The sequence below is a fragment of the Klebsiella pneumoniae complex sp. WS1778 genome (assembly GCF_049472055.1).
In the GTDB taxonomy this organism is placed as follows: Bacteria; Pseudomonadota; Gammaproteobacteria; order Enterobacterales; family Enterobacteriaceae; genus Klebsiella; species Klebsiella quasipneumoniae.
On record NZ_JBKGTJ010000001.1, the window covers coordinates 826,552 to 840,193 of the forward strand.

The 13,642-nt window shown below is 56.0% G+C and carries 14 protein-coding genes and 2 pseudogenes; 6 read left to right on the top strand and 10 right to left on the bottom strand.

Annotation, left to right across the window (positions count from 1 at the left end):
- Positions 1 to 2: 2 nt before the first annotated feature.
- Both ACLEXF_RS04275 and ACLEXF_RS04280 read right to left on the bottom strand, forming a co-directional pair.
- Entirely contained in the window at positions 3 to 494 is a 492-nt protein-coding gene (locus tag ACLEXF_RS04275; RefSeq protein ID WP_064177806.1) for a DMT family transporter, read from the bottom strand.
- Positions 495 to 503: 9 nt separating this feature from the next.
- A complete protein-coding gene (locus tag ACLEXF_RS04280; RefSeq protein ID WP_004151877.1) occupies positions 504 to 938 on the bottom strand; it encodes a DMT family transporter in 435 nt (144 codons plus the stop codon).
- A gap of 98 nt (positions 939 to 1,036) precedes the next feature.
- Here ACLEXF_RS04280 and ACLEXF_RS04285 point away from each other — a divergent pair, with 98 nt between their 5' ends.
- The 3 genes from ACLEXF_RS04285 to ACLEXF_RS04295 all read left to right on the top strand — a co-directional run bounded on the left by ACLEXF_RS04285 (position 1,037) and on the right by ACLEXF_RS04295 (position 3,683).
- Positions 1,037 to 1,972, top strand: a complete 936-nt coding sequence (locus tag ACLEXF_RS04285; protein ID WP_002905496.1) for a LysR family transcriptional regulator — start codon at positions 1,037 to 1,039, stop codon at positions 1,970 to 1,972.
- 251 nt (positions 1,973 to 2,223) lie between these two features.
- Positions 2,224 to 2,580 carry an ASCH domain-containing protein gene (locus ACLEXF_RS04290; RefSeq protein WP_074377618.1) on the top strand — a complete coding sequence of 119 codons (357 nt, stop codon included), beginning with the start codon at positions 2,224 to 2,226 and terminating at the stop codon, positions 2,578 to 2,580.
- 203 nt (positions 2,581 to 2,783) lie between these two features.
- Positions 2,784 to 3,683 carry a hypothetical protein gene (locus ACLEXF_RS04295; RefSeq protein ID WP_074377625.1) on the top strand — a complete coding sequence of 300 codons (900 nt, stop codon included), beginning with the start codon at positions 2,784 to 2,786 and terminating at the stop codon, positions 3,681 to 3,683.
- 119 nt (positions 3,684 to 3,802) lie between these two features.
- Here ACLEXF_RS04295 and ACLEXF_RS04300 read toward each other — a convergent pair.
- From ACLEXF_RS04300 to ACLEXF_RS04315, 4 genes and pseudogenes are all read right to left on the bottom strand, one after another.
- Positions 3,803 to 4,087: pseudogene (locus tag ACLEXF_RS04300) on the bottom strand (LysE family translocator); the annotation flags it as partial.
- Positions 4,081 to 4,701 (bottom strand): histidine phosphatase family protein, encoded by a 621-nt coding sequence (locus ACLEXF_RS04305; RefSeq protein ID WP_071845746.1) that lies wholly within the window; start codon positions 4,699 to 4,701, stop codon positions 4,081 to 4,083. The pseudogene ACLEXF_RS04300 and the gene ACLEXF_RS04305, both read right to left, overlap by 7 nt.
- 143 nt (positions 4,702 to 4,844) lie before the next feature.
- Positions 4,845 to 5,069, bottom strand: coding sequence for a hypothetical protein (locus ACLEXF_RS04310; RefSeq protein WP_004202530.1), 225 nt, complete (start codon positions 5,067 to 5,069; stop codon positions 4,845 to 4,847).
- 193 nt (positions 5,070 to 5,262) lie between these two features.
- Positions 5,263 to 6,030, bottom strand: coding sequence for an AraC family transcriptional regulator (locus tag ACLEXF_RS04315; RefSeq protein ID WP_289429069.1), 768 nt, complete (start codon positions 6,028 to 6,030; stop codon positions 5,263 to 5,265).
- Positions 6,031 to 6,139: 109 nt separating this feature from the next.
- Between ACLEXF_RS04315 and ACLEXF_RS04320 the strand changes: the two genes are divergently transcribed.
- Positions 6,140 to 6,931 (top strand): sulfite exporter TauE/SafE family protein, encoded by a 792-nt coding sequence (locus ACLEXF_RS04320; protein ID WP_130971852.1) that lies wholly within the window; start codon positions 6,140 to 6,142, stop codon positions 6,929 to 6,931.
- Positions 6,932 to 7,031: 100 nt separating this feature from the next.
- Here the strand turns inward: ACLEXF_RS04320 and puuE are convergent, their stop codons facing one another.
- The 3 genes and pseudogenes from puuE to ACLEXF_RS04335 form a co-directional block, all read right to left on the bottom strand.
- Positions 7,032 to 7,931: an allantoinase PuuE gene (puuE, locus tag ACLEXF_RS04325; RefSeq protein WP_223171644.1), complete on the bottom strand. Its 900-nt coding sequence runs from the start codon at positions 7,929 to 7,931 to the stop codon at positions 7,032 to 7,034.
- A pseudogene (gene hpxA, locus ACLEXF_RS04330) lies at positions 7,849 to 8,720 on the bottom strand (allantoin racemase). The gene puuE and the pseudogene hpxA overlap by 83 nt, the downstream one beginning before the upstream one ends.
- The gene (locus tag ACLEXF_RS04335) at positions 8,720 to 9,436 is read right to left on the bottom strand and encodes a GntR family transcriptional regulator (protein ID WP_407259784.1); all 717 of its coding nucleotides are present in this window, start codon (positions 9,434 to 9,436) and stop codon (positions 8,720 to 8,722) included. Before ACLEXF_RS04335 ends, hpxA begins: the two are co-directional and overlap by 1 nt.
- A gap of 145 nt (positions 9,437 to 9,581) precedes the next feature.
- Here ACLEXF_RS04335 and ACLEXF_RS04340 point away from each other — a divergent pair, with 145 nt between their 5' ends.
- Positions 9,582 to 11,078, top strand: a complete 1,497-nt coding sequence (locus tag ACLEXF_RS04340) for an NCS1 family nucleobase:cation symporter-1 (protein WP_017900250.1) — start codon at positions 9,582 to 9,584, stop codon at positions 11,076 to 11,078.
- 102 nt (positions 11,079 to 11,180) lie between these two features.
- Positions 11,181 to 12,491, top strand: coding sequence for a guanine deaminase (guaD, locus tag ACLEXF_RS04345; protein WP_259596646.1), 1,311 nt, complete (start codon positions 11,181 to 11,183; stop codon positions 12,489 to 12,491).
- 130 nt (positions 12,492 to 12,621) lie between these two features.
- Here the strand turns inward: guaD and ACLEXF_RS04350 are convergent, their stop codons facing one another.
- A complete protein-coding gene (locus ACLEXF_RS04350; RefSeq protein ID WP_065904303.1) occupies positions 12,622 to 13,563 on the bottom strand; it encodes a hypothetical protein in 942 nt (313 codons plus the stop codon).
- Positions 13,564 to 13,642: the final 79 nt, after the last annotated feature.

The window sequence follows — 13,642 nt, forward strand, 5'->3', positions numbered from 1 at the left end:
CGTCAACTCCCCCCCGGCGATGGCTGGCGGGGGATTTTCGCCGTGGCAGCTTTTGCCCTGCTGCTGGAGTAAATGAAGAACAGCGCGATACCCAGGCAGACAATGGCGCCGATTCGGCTCATCGAGAATGGAATCGACGCATTGCCCAGCCAGCCGAAGTTATCGATCAGCATGCTCATGGTTAACTGGCCAAAAATGACAGCGACCGTAGCCACTGCCGCGCCAATACGCTGGACGGCCAGTACCATAATAACGATATAAGGCACACCAAACATTGCGCCCAGCAGTTGCCATTTAGGCACGTCCATCAGCGTCAGGGTGTGTTTGGGTTCGAAGAAAAAGATCAGCAGCCCCGTCACCAGGGCGCCGACAGAAAATGTCAGGAACGCGCTTTTGAATACGCCGACCTTGCTGCCCAGCTGGCCATTGATAGCCGCCTGGATACTCAGCATGGCGCCACCGGCGACGGCGAGCAGAATCATGATAATAGTCATAATGTTACTTTACCCCTGTGCAACCATAACCAGCGCTGCAATAATGAAAATCAGCGCAATGATACGTTTACTGTCAATTTTCCTGCGTGACGTACCGAGCAGACCGAAGTGATCAATAATCAGGCTCTTGAACACCTGGCCTGCCAGGATGCCGATCATCGTCATGGCGATGCCGATTGCCGGCGTTACCACGGTCAGGATGATGACGTAAATCGGCCCAAGCACGCCGCCAAGCAGCTGCCACGCAGGTTGCGCAAAGAACGACGGGCTGTTGCGCGGGCTGAAAAAAAGCATCAGCAGAAAGGTCAGCGCCGCACCCACGCCGAATATGCTAAAGGTAGCCCAGAGGTCACCGACCTCCCCACCCAGTGGCCCGAGCAATCCTGCCTCTATGGACAGTCCCATGCCTCCGGCAATGACGATAAAAATCAATATTAGCTGCATAACAATCATCTCCAGTAGTCCAGGCGGAGGAGATTACGGCTTAATATGGATGAGAAAAATGCCATAATGAGATAAACACCTGTGCAGGATATGCATTAATGAATGAGCTTGGGAACATCAGTATTCGCGCCCTGCTGATTTTTATAGACGTCTATGAGACGCAGAATTTCTCTGTGGTGGCCCGGCGGGAAGGGATATCGGCCTCTCAGGTATCGCGGGTCATCCATCAGATGGAGGATGTGCTCGGCCAGCAGCTTTTTTACCGCAATACCCGGGCGATAATCCCGACCGAAAGCGGCCATCTTTTTATCCGCTATGCACGAGCCATGACTGGCAGCATGGAGGAGGCGCGGCGGGAACTCAACGAGAGAACCCTTGAGCCTTCCGGAATGGTCCGCATAAACGCACCCGTATTCTTTGGACAGCGCCATGTCGCACCCGCGTTACCGGGCCTGACGGAGCGATATCCGAAGCTCAGCATTGAGCTTACGTTGACTGATGATTACATCGATCCGCACCGTGAGCCGGCTGACGTGATTTTCCGGATTGGCGTGCTGACGGATTCCGCATTTCATGCGCGCGTGTTTGGCCAGCAGTGCTATCATCTTGCCGCGTCACCGGATTATATCCGCCGGCACGGCATGCTGGGATCGCCCGAAGAGCTCGCCCGGCATAAATGCCTGGTCTACCGCGGTTCGTCAGGACCAAACCAATGGCTGCTGCGCCGGCACGGAGAGGAATGGGTGCACTACCCTGTCTCACCCCTGATGTCATCGAATAATGCTGAAACCCTGCTGATTGCCGCACTCGGAGGGATGGGGATTGTGCTGTTTCCTGACTGGCTGATTGGAGACCGGCTAAAGAGCGGCGAACTTATCGAACTGCTGCCGGAGCTGGATAGGTCCATAAAAACGGAGCCACAGCATATCGCGGCAATCTATCCGAATGCCCGCCACCCTCCGCTGAACGTGCGGGCGATTATCGATTACTACATCGACGCGTTCGGTTCACCGCTTTACTGGCAGTCTGAATAAGACAGGCGACTTTATGGTTCGTCTTGAAGTTAACTGCCGTTTCTGGCGCAGAGCAAACGCGTTCAATGCCCTTAAGGTCCGTTTTGAGCGAAAAACGGACCACACTATCTAAAGAAAGATATCGCTGATAATGTTGGGACCGCTCATGTTAAAAAGGTATGCCATTTCTTTTCATTGACGATAACGAAGGGATTTTCATGGTTGAGGTTGAGGAAATAAAAAAGAAGTATCCCGGCGCAGATGCCTGGCAAATGGGTGACAGTCCGGAGCTGGCTAACGAGCTTGCTGACCTGATCAAAAAAGGGATAAAAACGGCCTCTTGCGGATCTTTTGCCTCTTACCAGCAGGAAAAAGCTGCCCCGAGGATAGGGAGTTATCACATTATTCTTGATGGCAAGAATGTTCCAGTTTGCGTGATCAGACTGATTTCGATGCAGCTGGTTCGTTTTTGTGATGTGACTGAAGCATTCGCCCGCAAAGAAGGTGAAGGCGATTTAAGCCTTGAATACTGGAAGAAAGAGCATCAGAGATTTTTCAGCTCCGAAGGCCATTTTTCTGAGGATATGGAGTTGATCGCAGAAGAATTTGAAGTGGTTGAGGTGCTGTGAGACAAGGTCAACGGGCTGACGTTTTATCAATCGCCACTGATAACACTGTTCGCTTCTGGCGCGGAGCGGACAAGCTATCGAGCTAAAGGTCCGCATTGAGCAAGGAGCGGACGTGCCAGCTATAATTGGTAATAAAATGAGAGTAGAGCTATTCTAATTTGTTTATAAAGAACATTTTTACATCCAAGGGCGAAATATTTTTTATGCTATCTTACATGCTATCTCAATATGCCAGGCTACCTGTGCCTGAATTTACCCTACGTTCATGGCTAAAACAATGGTTGTCAGAGCAGGAATCGATGTGTACAGACAGAAGTTTCTCGGCGCGATTTCCCTGGAGAGAAACTGGATTATGTCAGGAATATTTTTTACAACGAAAACTCAAAATTGATGGAAAGCAATTTCTTACTGGCCCCCGTTATCAGGGCGGAAATATTAACAAACCTTTTATTGATATTGTAGGTATGGATTCTGACCTAAATCATACTGCATTAGAACTCATTAGTAAGGAATGGTCACAACTCAGAGCTCAGTATGTTCGCATTCTTGTACCCGGCCAGTCCTTCCCGCAGGGTATTCCCGACCAGTATATATACGCCACCTCTTTTTCTGAACCCCCTGAATTCAATGATAAATCTCTTACTTTGCAAGTGGCGACATACGAAGATTTTGACTGGTGTTGTCAGGCTCTGGGCGATGCCTATAAGCATACATGGCAGACAGTTCGCGAACTTTCTGCAAACAATTTGGTAGCAGTTGATGACGAAGAGTTGTGTAACCATATTTCTGAGAGAGAAGTATATATTATCTATGAAAACGACGTTCGCGCCGGGTTGCTAATATGCCAGAAAGGAAACATCGCTTTTCTGCGAGGATATCGTATTACTGACAAAGTAATACTTCCTGCTTTTCGTGGTCGATCATTGTCAGCCCGAGCGCAACGCCTGCTGTATCGATTATTAACTCATTCCGATTCTGAACTATCTTTGTATATGGGCACAATTATTCCGGAGAATATCCCCTCGATGAAAACTGCAGAAAGAGCGGGACGAACTTGCATCCTAAGTTATCAATTTCTACCCATCTGCAGAACCCACGACTAACAGCAATGCGAATTTATCTTCAGCCTACTTCCGCTTTTGGCACAGAGCGGACGAACCAACTGAGGTTAAGTTCCAGTCTGAACGAGAAGAGGACAGCGGGTTTACAGGTTGTATATACCTTAACGGGCTGATGTCGATACTATGCCGGCCCGCTAAACATCATGCGGATGACAACGCCTGTACACCGTTCCTGCCATTTGATATCGCCCGGGTGTTAAGAGCCGTTTCCAAACGTCCTTGATGCCATCGCGACTGAACCCAGGGAAACCATTCCAGCCCGCTTTTTTGATACTCCCCAGAACAAGCAATTGCAACCAGACCGGACCCGCGACGGGAACGACAAACTGAGGAAGAACAGCAAACATGAACAGCAGGAATCTGGGGTAAGTCAGACTGTTTAATCCAGGTGACGTAAATGCGTCGCGATCCCCCATTTTAGGGCGGTACATCTTCCATTAATCAGTTCGAACACGGAGTAACTCGCGTTGGGTTGTGCATACCGGTGAAAATCATCCACAGCACCACTTTTTAGCATCGCAAGCACGCCCTGAATGACCTGTCCGTGAGACACAATACATATTGTTCGATGATGACGTTTTTTTTCCAGATTGGTTAAAAAATGCATAATTCGCTGCGAAGCATGTGAGAGAGACTCACCCTCTGGCGGACAATACTCTGCATCAAGGTTGAATAACGCTTCTGCGGCGTCTGGATTATTCTGCAGGAGCTCTATGGTTGTCATACCTTCAAACTGACCAAAAGCCTGTTCTTTCAGCGCTGGTTCAGATATCACTGAACAATAAAAACGCTCAGCCAGGCGCTGTCCCATTTGCCAGGCCCGGCCAAGCGGAGAAGCGTAAACACATTCTACCCGGTAATCACTCGCTACAAACGCTGCCAGCAAGGCTGCTGTTTGACGCTCCCCACGGAGCGTCAAGGCGCTATCACTGTGTCCCTGAATAATACCTTTTACATTCCACTCTGTTTCCGCGTGTCGAACCAGTATTACTTGCATCATTGAAGAGTCACATATGCTGTTGTTTAAAATGTTACAAACTACAAACACCCCGTTTATATGCTGGCAAGTTCTCAGCTCTCAACGAAAAACAGGAACACGTGTCGCTGACACGGATTATGTTCAGTAGCCCCTGCCGGCGGCCTCTATCTCAGTAAAACCTGAATCAGCTGTACGAAGATATACACTCCCGCTACCACTTGTATGATCCGAAAACCCCATCTGAAATAACGCCATTGATAACGTTCTCTGGCATCAGCCGCTTCAATGGCAGGATCAAAACGTTTTCTTTTCCTGGTTCTGAATGTATCGAATACCCACAGGACGAGAATGAAGATGATGATGACTTTTTCAAAGATTAGATGGTTCACAAAGAGAGATTCCGGTCTTCTCATGGTTACAGGCAGAATAGATAAACCGCATCGAGGTAGCCACCACTAAATGTTGGGGTACCTGAAGACGCAAGCCAGGTGTCTGTCTTATGGCTGCGTTAATGCATAGCAACGCCATGAAAGTGACATTCATTGCCGACACATGCTGCCGGGAGCCCCCTTCCCCTGAGCATCAGGCTGGATGATAAAACGACGGCGGTTGCCCGGTCACGCGGCGGAACATGGTGGCGAAAGAGGACGCATTGTCGTATCCAAGGGATAAGGCCACTTCGTTCACCGGTTTCCCTGCTATCAACCATGCCAGGGCGCTCACCACGCAGGCTCGCTGTCGCCAGGCGGAAAATGACAGGCCCAGCTGCTTCAGGAAATGGCGACGAAAGGTACTAGGACTCATAAACAGCGCCCCGGCCCAGCGCGCCGCAGGATCATGGATAGTGGGGTTAAGCAAAAAAGCCTGACAAAGCGCCAGCAGCGCCGGATGCTGCGGCAACGGAATATCAAATTCGCGGACCGGCATGCCGGCCAGTTCCAGCAACATCAACTGTATCAGCATGCGATCGCGTGGGCTGTCGTACAACGGTGGTAAATCCACAGCCTCCAGCAGTAGCTGGCGCAACAGCGGCGAGACGCTGATCACTTCGCAACGCCGGTGTTTAATGCAAGCGGCCACACAATCTGGCTCAATATACAAGCTGCGCGTGGTCACCCCCGCAAATCTGACGGCGTGCACGGTTTCAGGGGGGATCCAGACAGCGTGTTGCGGAGGAACCACCCATTCTCCGTCCTGCGTGGTGACATACATCAGTCCGGTCGCGCCGTACAGCAGCTGTGCGCGACGATGCTGGTGCGGGGGCAGAATATACCCTTGCGCATAGTCATTGCCTAACGCCACCACTTCGCGATCGAGCCGATCGACCTCGTCAATTTTTACGTTGCGCACACCTGTCTCCCTTTGACCGATTTACAAAGGTAATTGAGCGCTGTGCAAATGGGAAGCTGTACGCGACCGGTATAAGCTGCTCGCTCATTTTCAGGGCGGGGATATTCTGTTGAATGATATCGTTATTATTGCACTGGCAGGCTTGACTACCGGCATTACCACGGTGCTGTTCGGCTTCGGGGGCGGCTTTGTGGTGGTGCCATTTGTCTATCAACTGATGCTCCGCCAGCCGGAACTCACGGAAAACGCTATGCACGTCGCGGTGGCTACCTCAACGGCGGTGATGATATTTAACGCCGGCTGGATCAGCTATCGTAACTGGCGGGCGGGCAAGCTTGCCGCACAGACGCTATTTCCGTTGATATGGTTTATTGCCATTGGGGCAGTAGCAGGCTCCTGTCTGGCGGGGATATTTAGCGAGAATATCGTTCGCGCGCTGTTTATTCTCTATATGCTGGCAACCATCAGCGATTGTTTGTTGCGCAAGGGATTTTTCACGGGCAGCGCTCGGCGTCGGCTGTCACTGCCAATGGTCACCGGCGGCGGTGTGGTTATCGGTACGATTGCCGCATTGCTGGGCGTGGGCGGCAGCGTCATGACGGTGCCCCTGCTACGGCGACACGGGTATGCGATGCAGGAGTGCGTTAGCGCATCCAACCCGCTTTCTTTGCCCGTGGCGCTATGCGGCGCTGTGACCTATGCCATCATTGGCTGGCACACCATTCCGTTGAGCGGATTTCTGGGTTTTATCAGCCTGAAAATTCTAGGCCTGCTCGTCCTGACCGGCTGGGCCGGGATAGCGTTTAGCCGCCGGGCTATCCCTGCGGTACCGGATGTATGGTATGCACGCATCTATGTCCTGCTACTGTTCCTGGTACTCCTCGCCATGCTGATTCAATAATCACGATTCATCACGGCGTCTTTCAGGGTTTATCGGTGCAAGAGTCGCGATCGGGTGATGCCCTCTCCCCGGGGAGAGGGCCAGGAAAAGGGGCAGCAGGCTACCCGCGATACGGATGAACCTCGCGCCAGTGGTCGGCGATCTGCTGCCGGGTGCAGACCCACACCTTGTCGTGCTGCTGGATATAGTCGAGGAATCGCTGCAGCGCGCGGAAACGCCCCGGACGCCCAAGCAGCCGGCAGTGCATCCCCACGGACATCATCTTCGGCGCGGTTTCTCCCTCGGCGTACAGTACGTCAAAGCTGTCTTTCAGATAGGTATAAAACTGCTCCGCGGTGTTGAACCCCTGGGCGGTGGCAAAGCGCATGTCGTTGGCGTCGAGGGTATAAGGCACGATCAGGTGCGGTCGGCGGCTGCCGTCGCTGCAGGCCACTTCGCTCCAGAAGGGTAAATCATCACCGTAATAATCACTGTCATAGTCAAAGCCGCCGTGCTCCACCACCAGCTGGCGGGTGTTGGGACTGTCGCGGCCGGTATACCAGCCGGTGGGCGGCTTGCCGAACAGGTCGGTCAGCACCTGCACCGCTTTGTGCAGATGCTCGCGCTCCTCGGCGATATCCATGTGCTGATAGTGGATCCAGCGCCAGCCGTGGCTGACCACATCGTAATCCGCCGCCTTGATCGCCGCCACAATCTCCGGATGACGCGCTAGCGCCATCGCCACGCCGAAAACCGTCAGCGGCAGCCCTCGCTGGCTGAATTCGCGATGGATCCGCCAGAACCCGGCCCGACTGCCGTACTCATAGAGCGAGTCCATCGACATATGACGCGCCGGATAGCTGGCGGCGCCGATGATATCTGACAGGAACTGTTCCGAACCCGCATCGCCATGCAGGACGTGATTCTCCGCGCCTTCCTCATAGTTGAGGACGAACTGCACCGCGATCCGCGCCCCGCCCGGCCAGCGCGCGTGCGGCGGCTGCCCTGCATAACCTCGCAGATCGCGAGGATAGTGTTCCTGGTTCTCAACCATCTTCTGCCCCTTTTAAAATGGATTTAACGACTGAAATTGCCCGCTTAACGCCTTTTTCTCCGGGAACGCTAAGTCCCCGTGCTTGCTGGTCGCCAGGCCCAGCGCGACCAGCGACTCCACCATCTTCACCGCCGCGCTGACGCCATCGATCACCGGCACCCGCAGCTCGCGGGTCAGCTCCTGCGCCAGGGTCGCCATCCCGCCGCAGCCAAGGACTATCGCCCCGCTGCCATCCTCTTTCAGCGCGCGAATGCAGCGCTCGCGCACTTTCTCCTGCGCCAGGCCACTGCCGTCTTCCAGCGCCAGTACCGGCAAATCAATGGCGTGCAGCGCCGCGCAGTGTTGATGAAATCCGTACTGGTGCAGTAAATGACGGGCGATGATCAGCGTGCGCGGCAGCGTGGTCACAATGGAGAAACGGGTGGCGACCATCGTCGCCATATGCATCGCCGCTTCCGCAATGCCGATCACCGGCCCCTGGGCCAGTTCGCGCGCTGCCAGCAGCCCCGGGTCGCCGAAGCAGGCGATCACATGTCCATCCACCCCCTGCTCGCGTCCGGCCCTGATCTGCTCCAGCACACCGACCGCTGCGATGGCTTCGTCAAAATGGCCCTCAATTGACGGCACGCCGGCGCGAGGACAGACCGCAAGGATCTCGGTGCCCGGCGCGGCGACCGCGCGCGCGGCGGCGCCTATCGTTTCGGTCATCGCCAGGCTGGTGTTGGGGTTTATCACTTGTATACAAACAGAAGACATCACGACTCCTTGTGACCGGCGAACAGCCGGGAAAAATCGGGCAGGCTGACGCCATCGCGCTCGAAGAACAGGCTGGCGACAATATGATCAAAATGGTGCATCAGCGCCTCGCTGAGCGGCTGCAGGGCTTTATCCCGCAGCAAACCGACCAGCTGCTGGTGATCGTCGCAGCGACAGCCCTGGCGCCAGGGTGCGCCCCAGGCGGCAATCACTAACGAGGAGCGCTGGCTGAGGCGGGTCACCATCTCAGTGAGCACCGGGTTGCCGGAGATAGCCTGCAGCTGAATGTGAAAGTCAGCGGAGTGGCGGATGGCCGCCGGGCCGTCGTGCGCCTCATGAGCCTGCTGCTCACGCTGAATAATGTTCTCCAGCGCCGCCAGATGCGGCGGCTGACAGCGCGCGATCACATCGGGCAGATTCGCGACCTCAAGCAGCGCCCGGGTGCGAAAGATCGCCTGGGACTCTTCCACGCTCGGGCTGGCGACGTGTGCACCACGTTTGGGCGTTAATGTGACCAGTTGCACAGCGGCGAGTCGTTGCAGCACTTTTCTGATGCCGGTGCGGCTCACGGCGAATACTTCCGCCAGCGCCTCTTCCGGCAGTTTGCTGCCCGGCGGCAGCTGATGTTCGACGATAGCCGTCATCAGCGCCTGGTAAATGCTTTCGTCCTTATCCTGCAGCGCTGGCGCGGCCTGGAGGCGATGTTCATTATTCATTAACCCACTCCGGTTTCACTTATCGATAGCAGATCGTATACATAAAATTTATTTTTTGTATACAAGATTCATCATTCTGGCCTGGATCCTGCAATAGCCTCAGCAATCCATATAAAAAGGGTTTTCATTCAGAGGAGCAGGTTTCATGCCACATTCATCCCACACGCAGCAGACGAAGACTCACGAGGCGGCCGCCAGCTACAGTCCGCGGCTATGTAATGACGATCTGGCGCCCACCCGCGACCAGAACTGGAGCTGGTACAATATCTTTTCATTCTGGATGTCGGACGTGCACAGCATGGGCGGCTACGTGGTGGCGGCAAGCTTTTTTACGCTTGGCCTGGCCAGCTGGCAGGTTCTGCTCTGCCTGCTGGTGGGCATCTGTATTGTGCAGCTGTGCGCTAACCTGGTGGCGAAGCCCAGCCAGATGGCCGGGGTGCCTTACGCGGTGATCTGTCGTCAGGCGTTCGGTGTCTTCGGCGCCAATATCCCCGCGGTGATCCGCGGGCTAATCGCCTTCGCCTGGTACGGTATTCAAACCTATCTGGCGGCGAACGCCCTGATGCTGGTCCTGCTCAAGTTCTGGCCCTCCCTTGCCGCGCTGACCAGCAGCAGTTTCCTCGGGCTGTCGACGCTCGGCTGGCTCTGCTTCGCCACCATGTGGCTGCTGCAGGCGATGGTGTTCTGGCACGGCATGAACGCCATCAAGCGTTTTATCGATATCGCCGGTCCGGCGGTGTATGTGGTGATGTTGGCCCTGGCCGGCTGGATTGTATACAAGACCGGTCTGGATGGGATCTCCTTTACCCTCGCCAGCAAATCCCTCAGCGCTGGCGAGCAGACCTGGCAGATGATCACCGCCACGGCGCTGGTCGTCTCTTACTTCTCCGGGCCGCTGCTCAACTTCGGCGACTTTTCCCGCTACGGCAAAAGCATGGGCGAGATCCGCCGCGGCAACCGCTGGGGGCTGCCGTTCAACTTCCTGCTGTTCTCGGTGGTCACCGTGGTGATAGTCTCCGGCACCCAGTCGCTGTTCGGCAAAATGATCACCGATCCAATTGAAACCGTCAGCCGCGTTGGGAACGATCTGGCGGTGGCCATCGGCCTGCTGACCATGATCACCGCCACTATCGGTATCAATATCGTGGCTAACTTCGTCTCGCCAGCCTTCGATTTTTCCAACTGCGCGCCGCAGAAAATCAGCTTCCGCGCCGGCGGGATGATCGCCGCGGTGGGCTCGATACTCCTGACGCCGTGGAACCTGTTTAACTCACCGGAGCTGATCCACTATACCCTCGACGTGCTGGGTGCCTTTATTGGCCCGCTGTTTGGCATCCTGATCGCCGACTTCTACCTGATCAAACGCGGCCGGGTGTCGGTGGACGACCTGTTTGACGATACGCCGAAGGGTAAATACTGGTACCGCAACGGCTTTAACCCGAAAGCCATTGCCGCCCTGCTGCCGTCGGTGGGCCTGGGGCTGATTATCAGCTTTATTCCGGCCCTGCATGAAGTGGCGAACTTCAGCTGGTTTATCGGCGTCTTCCTCGGCGCGACCACCTACCGCTGGCTGGCTCGCGACGAGCGCGAAGTGCAGGCGAAAGCCGCCTTCCGCTCCGGCGCGGTGGCGCAAAAAGAGTAACCTTCCCCCTTCTGCCGCGGCGTCTGGCCGCGGCAGGCTGCAAACTGGCACCAATCTTGCTGTTTATCACTATTCCCAGAGCGTTAAGAGAAGGCAGGTTCGATGATGGATTACCAGACCGCGGTGCGCGGTGCATTTTTTGATATCGCCGGCGTGGCGGAGACCCCGGATGAGGTGGCCGCCCAGGCCCGCTATCTCGATGATGGCCTGTTGTTCTTGCAGGACGGAAAAATTGTCGCGCTGCTGCCATGGCAGGAGGGTGAAGCCTTTCTGCATCCGCTGAAGGGCTATGTTGACCTGCGGGGTAAACTGCTGTTGCCGGGGTTCGTCGATGCCCACGTCCACTATCCGCAGACCGAGATGATCGGCGCCTTTGGCGAACAGCTGCTGGAGTGGCTTACCACTTACACCTTCCCGGTGGAGAGCCAGTTTGCCGATGCGGAGTATGCCCAGGAGATAGCGCAGTTTTTTGTAAATCAATTGATAAGCCATGGAACCACCACCGCGCTGGTGTTTTGTACCCTGCATCCGGCCTCGGTGGAGGCGTTATTCAGCGAAGCGCTGCGCCTCAATATGCGCCTGATCGCCGGGAAAGTGATGATGGATCGCCATGTGCCCGACTACCTGTGCGAAACCGCCGGGGAGAGCTACGAGCAGACCCGGGGGCTGATCCGCCGCTGGCATCAGCGCGGCAGGCTGGGGTATGCCATTACCCCGCGCTTTGCTCCCACCTCGACGCCGGCGTTGCTGGAGGCGGTGCAGCGTCTGCGGGCCGAGTTTCCCGATACCTGGCTGCAGACGCATCTCAGTGAAAACCGCGAGGAGATCGCCTGGGTTAAGCAGCTGTGGCCGGAGCATGCGCGCTATCTGGATGTCTATCATCACTATCAGCTCACCGGCGAACGCAGCGTATTTGCTCACGGGATCCATCTTGATGATGCCGAGTGGCAGTGCCTGCATGACACCGGTTCCGCAGTCGCCTTCTGTCCGACCTCGAATCTGTTTCTCGGCAGCGGGTTGTTTCGCCTGCCCGCCTGCTGGCAGCACAAGGTGCGGATGGGTATCGGCAGCGACGTCGGGGCCGGGACCACCTTCAGCATGCTGCGGACGCTGGGCGAGGCCTACAAGGTAGGACAACTGCAAAGCTATCGCCTGCGCGCCAGCGAGGCCTTCTATCACGCCACCCTCGGCGGCGCGCGCGCCCTGCGGCTGGAAGAGAAGATTGGCAATTTTCAGCCGGGCAAAGAGGCCGATTTTGTGGTGATTGACCCGGCGGTCACTCCGCTGCAGCGTCTGCGGATGGGCCGCTGCCATGATATTTATGAGCAGCTGTTCGTACTGATGACCCTGGGTGATGAGCGTAATATCAGCGAGACGTGGGTGAACGGCGAGCGGGTGTGGTGTCAGGATTAACCCTCACCCTGGCCCTCACACTGGGGGGAGAGGAAACCGTCTGGCTGCGGAGACGGTTATGGACCCCCTTCGCCCTGGTCTCTCCCGGGGGTAAGAAGGCGCTGGCCGGCGGCAGCTGGGTTAATGGCCTTCAAAAACTCATCGCCAGTCCAACGCCATAGCCCGTGGTGTTATTGCCGAACATATAGCGCGCCACCAGCCGGGTGCGGGTGATAAAGACCGGGTATTTACTGCTGTCCAGCTCGAGTCCAATCCCCAGCGACGTTAAACCGGAGAAGCCCAGCGCCCCTCGCTGTTCGCCCAGATATGCAGTATGCGCCCCTTCCAGCACGTAGCGCAGCGGGTTGCCCAGCAGCGTCCAGTCAGCGATCGGCGCGCGGCGGCGCAGATACAGACCGAGATTCTCCGCGCTGGCCTCCCCCTGCACCACCTCAGCGCTGCTGCCGAAACTTTGCAGATGCATATAGGAGTAACGCAGCTCGGCATCAATATCCTGGGTGGCGGAGAAGCGTTCATAATCCAGCATCAGCGCTCCGCCGAGCCCCCATGCATTGAACCGACCGCCGTCGAGGAACTGCAGTTCGGCGTTGGTTTTTCGCTCAATTACCCAGCTGCCGAGGCGCGCATCGCTGGCCAGGGTGCCGAGCATCACATTGACGATCGGCCGCAGCACCAGGTTGCCGCCAAAGCGATCCCGGTGCAGCGAAAAATCCCAGCCGACGCCGCCGGTGGTGGTCAGGCTGTTCCACTTGGTGGGCACATTCCGCGTCTGTTCGCCATTGCTGACCACAAAACGCGGGTCGTAACGGCTGTAGCCCATCGTTCCTTCGAGATAGAGAGGAAACGACTCGCTCAGGGTCGCCCCGCCGCCAAACTGGGTAATGGCCAGGTTGTGTTTGTCGTTGCTCCCGGAGCCAATATTGAGATCGCTGGCGGTCACGTCGGGGACCACGGTATAGCTCATCAGGGTCAGAACAGCATCGGCACGCTGCTTGATGGCGTGACCGTTCGCCGCCAGCGTCGCCGGCGCAGAAAGAGAAACTACCGACAGGACAACGAGAAAACGCACCATGAGTCGCATGCCACCTCAGCCGCAGGCAAACAAGATTACCGCCCGAATCAGCAGGCAGGACTCTCCTGAGTATAGCCGG

What these genes read in the sequence shown, in the direction of transcription:
- ACLEXF_RS04275 (WP_064177806.1), bottom strand. Translation starts at nt 494, where the DNA reads ATGACTATTATCATGATTCTGCTCGCCGTCGCCGGTGGCGCCATGCTG.
- ACLEXF_RS04280 (WP_004151877.1), bottom strand. Translation starts at nt 938, where the DNA reads ATGCAGCTAATATTGATTTTTATCGTCATTGCCGGAGGCATGGGACTG.
- ACLEXF_RS04285 (WP_002905496.1), top strand. Translation starts at nt 1,037, where the DNA reads ATGAATGAGCTTGGGAACATCAGTATTCGCGCCCTGCTGATTTTTATA.
- ACLEXF_RS04290 (WP_074377618.1), top strand. Translation starts at nt 2,224, where the DNA reads ATGGGTGACAGTCCGGAGCTGGCTAACGAGCTTGCTGACCTGATCAAA.
- ACLEXF_RS04295 (WP_074377625.1), top strand. Translation starts at nt 2,784, where the DNA reads ATGCTATCTTACATGCTATCTCAATATGCCAGGCTACCTGTGCCTGAA.
- ACLEXF_RS04305 (WP_071845746.1), bottom strand. Translation starts at nt 4,701, where the DNA reads ATGATGCAAGTAATACTGGTTCGACACGCGGAAACAGAGTGGAATGTA.
- ACLEXF_RS04335 (WP_407259784.1), bottom strand. Translation starts at nt 9,436, where the DNA reads ATGAATAATGAACATCGCCTCCAGGCCGCGCCAGCGCTGCAGGATAAG.
- ACLEXF_RS04340 (WP_017900250.1), top strand. Translation starts at nt 9,582, where the DNA reads ATGCCACATTCATCCCACACGCAGCAGACGAAGACTCACGAGGCGGCC.
- guaD (WP_259596646.1), top strand. Translation starts at nt 11,181, where the DNA reads ATGATGGATTACCAGACCGCGGTGCGCGGTGCATTTTTTGATATCGCC.
- ACLEXF_RS04350 (WP_065904303.1), bottom strand. Translation starts at nt 13,563, where the DNA reads ATGGTGCGTTTTCTCGTTGTCCTGTCGGTAGTTTCTCTTTCTGCGCCG.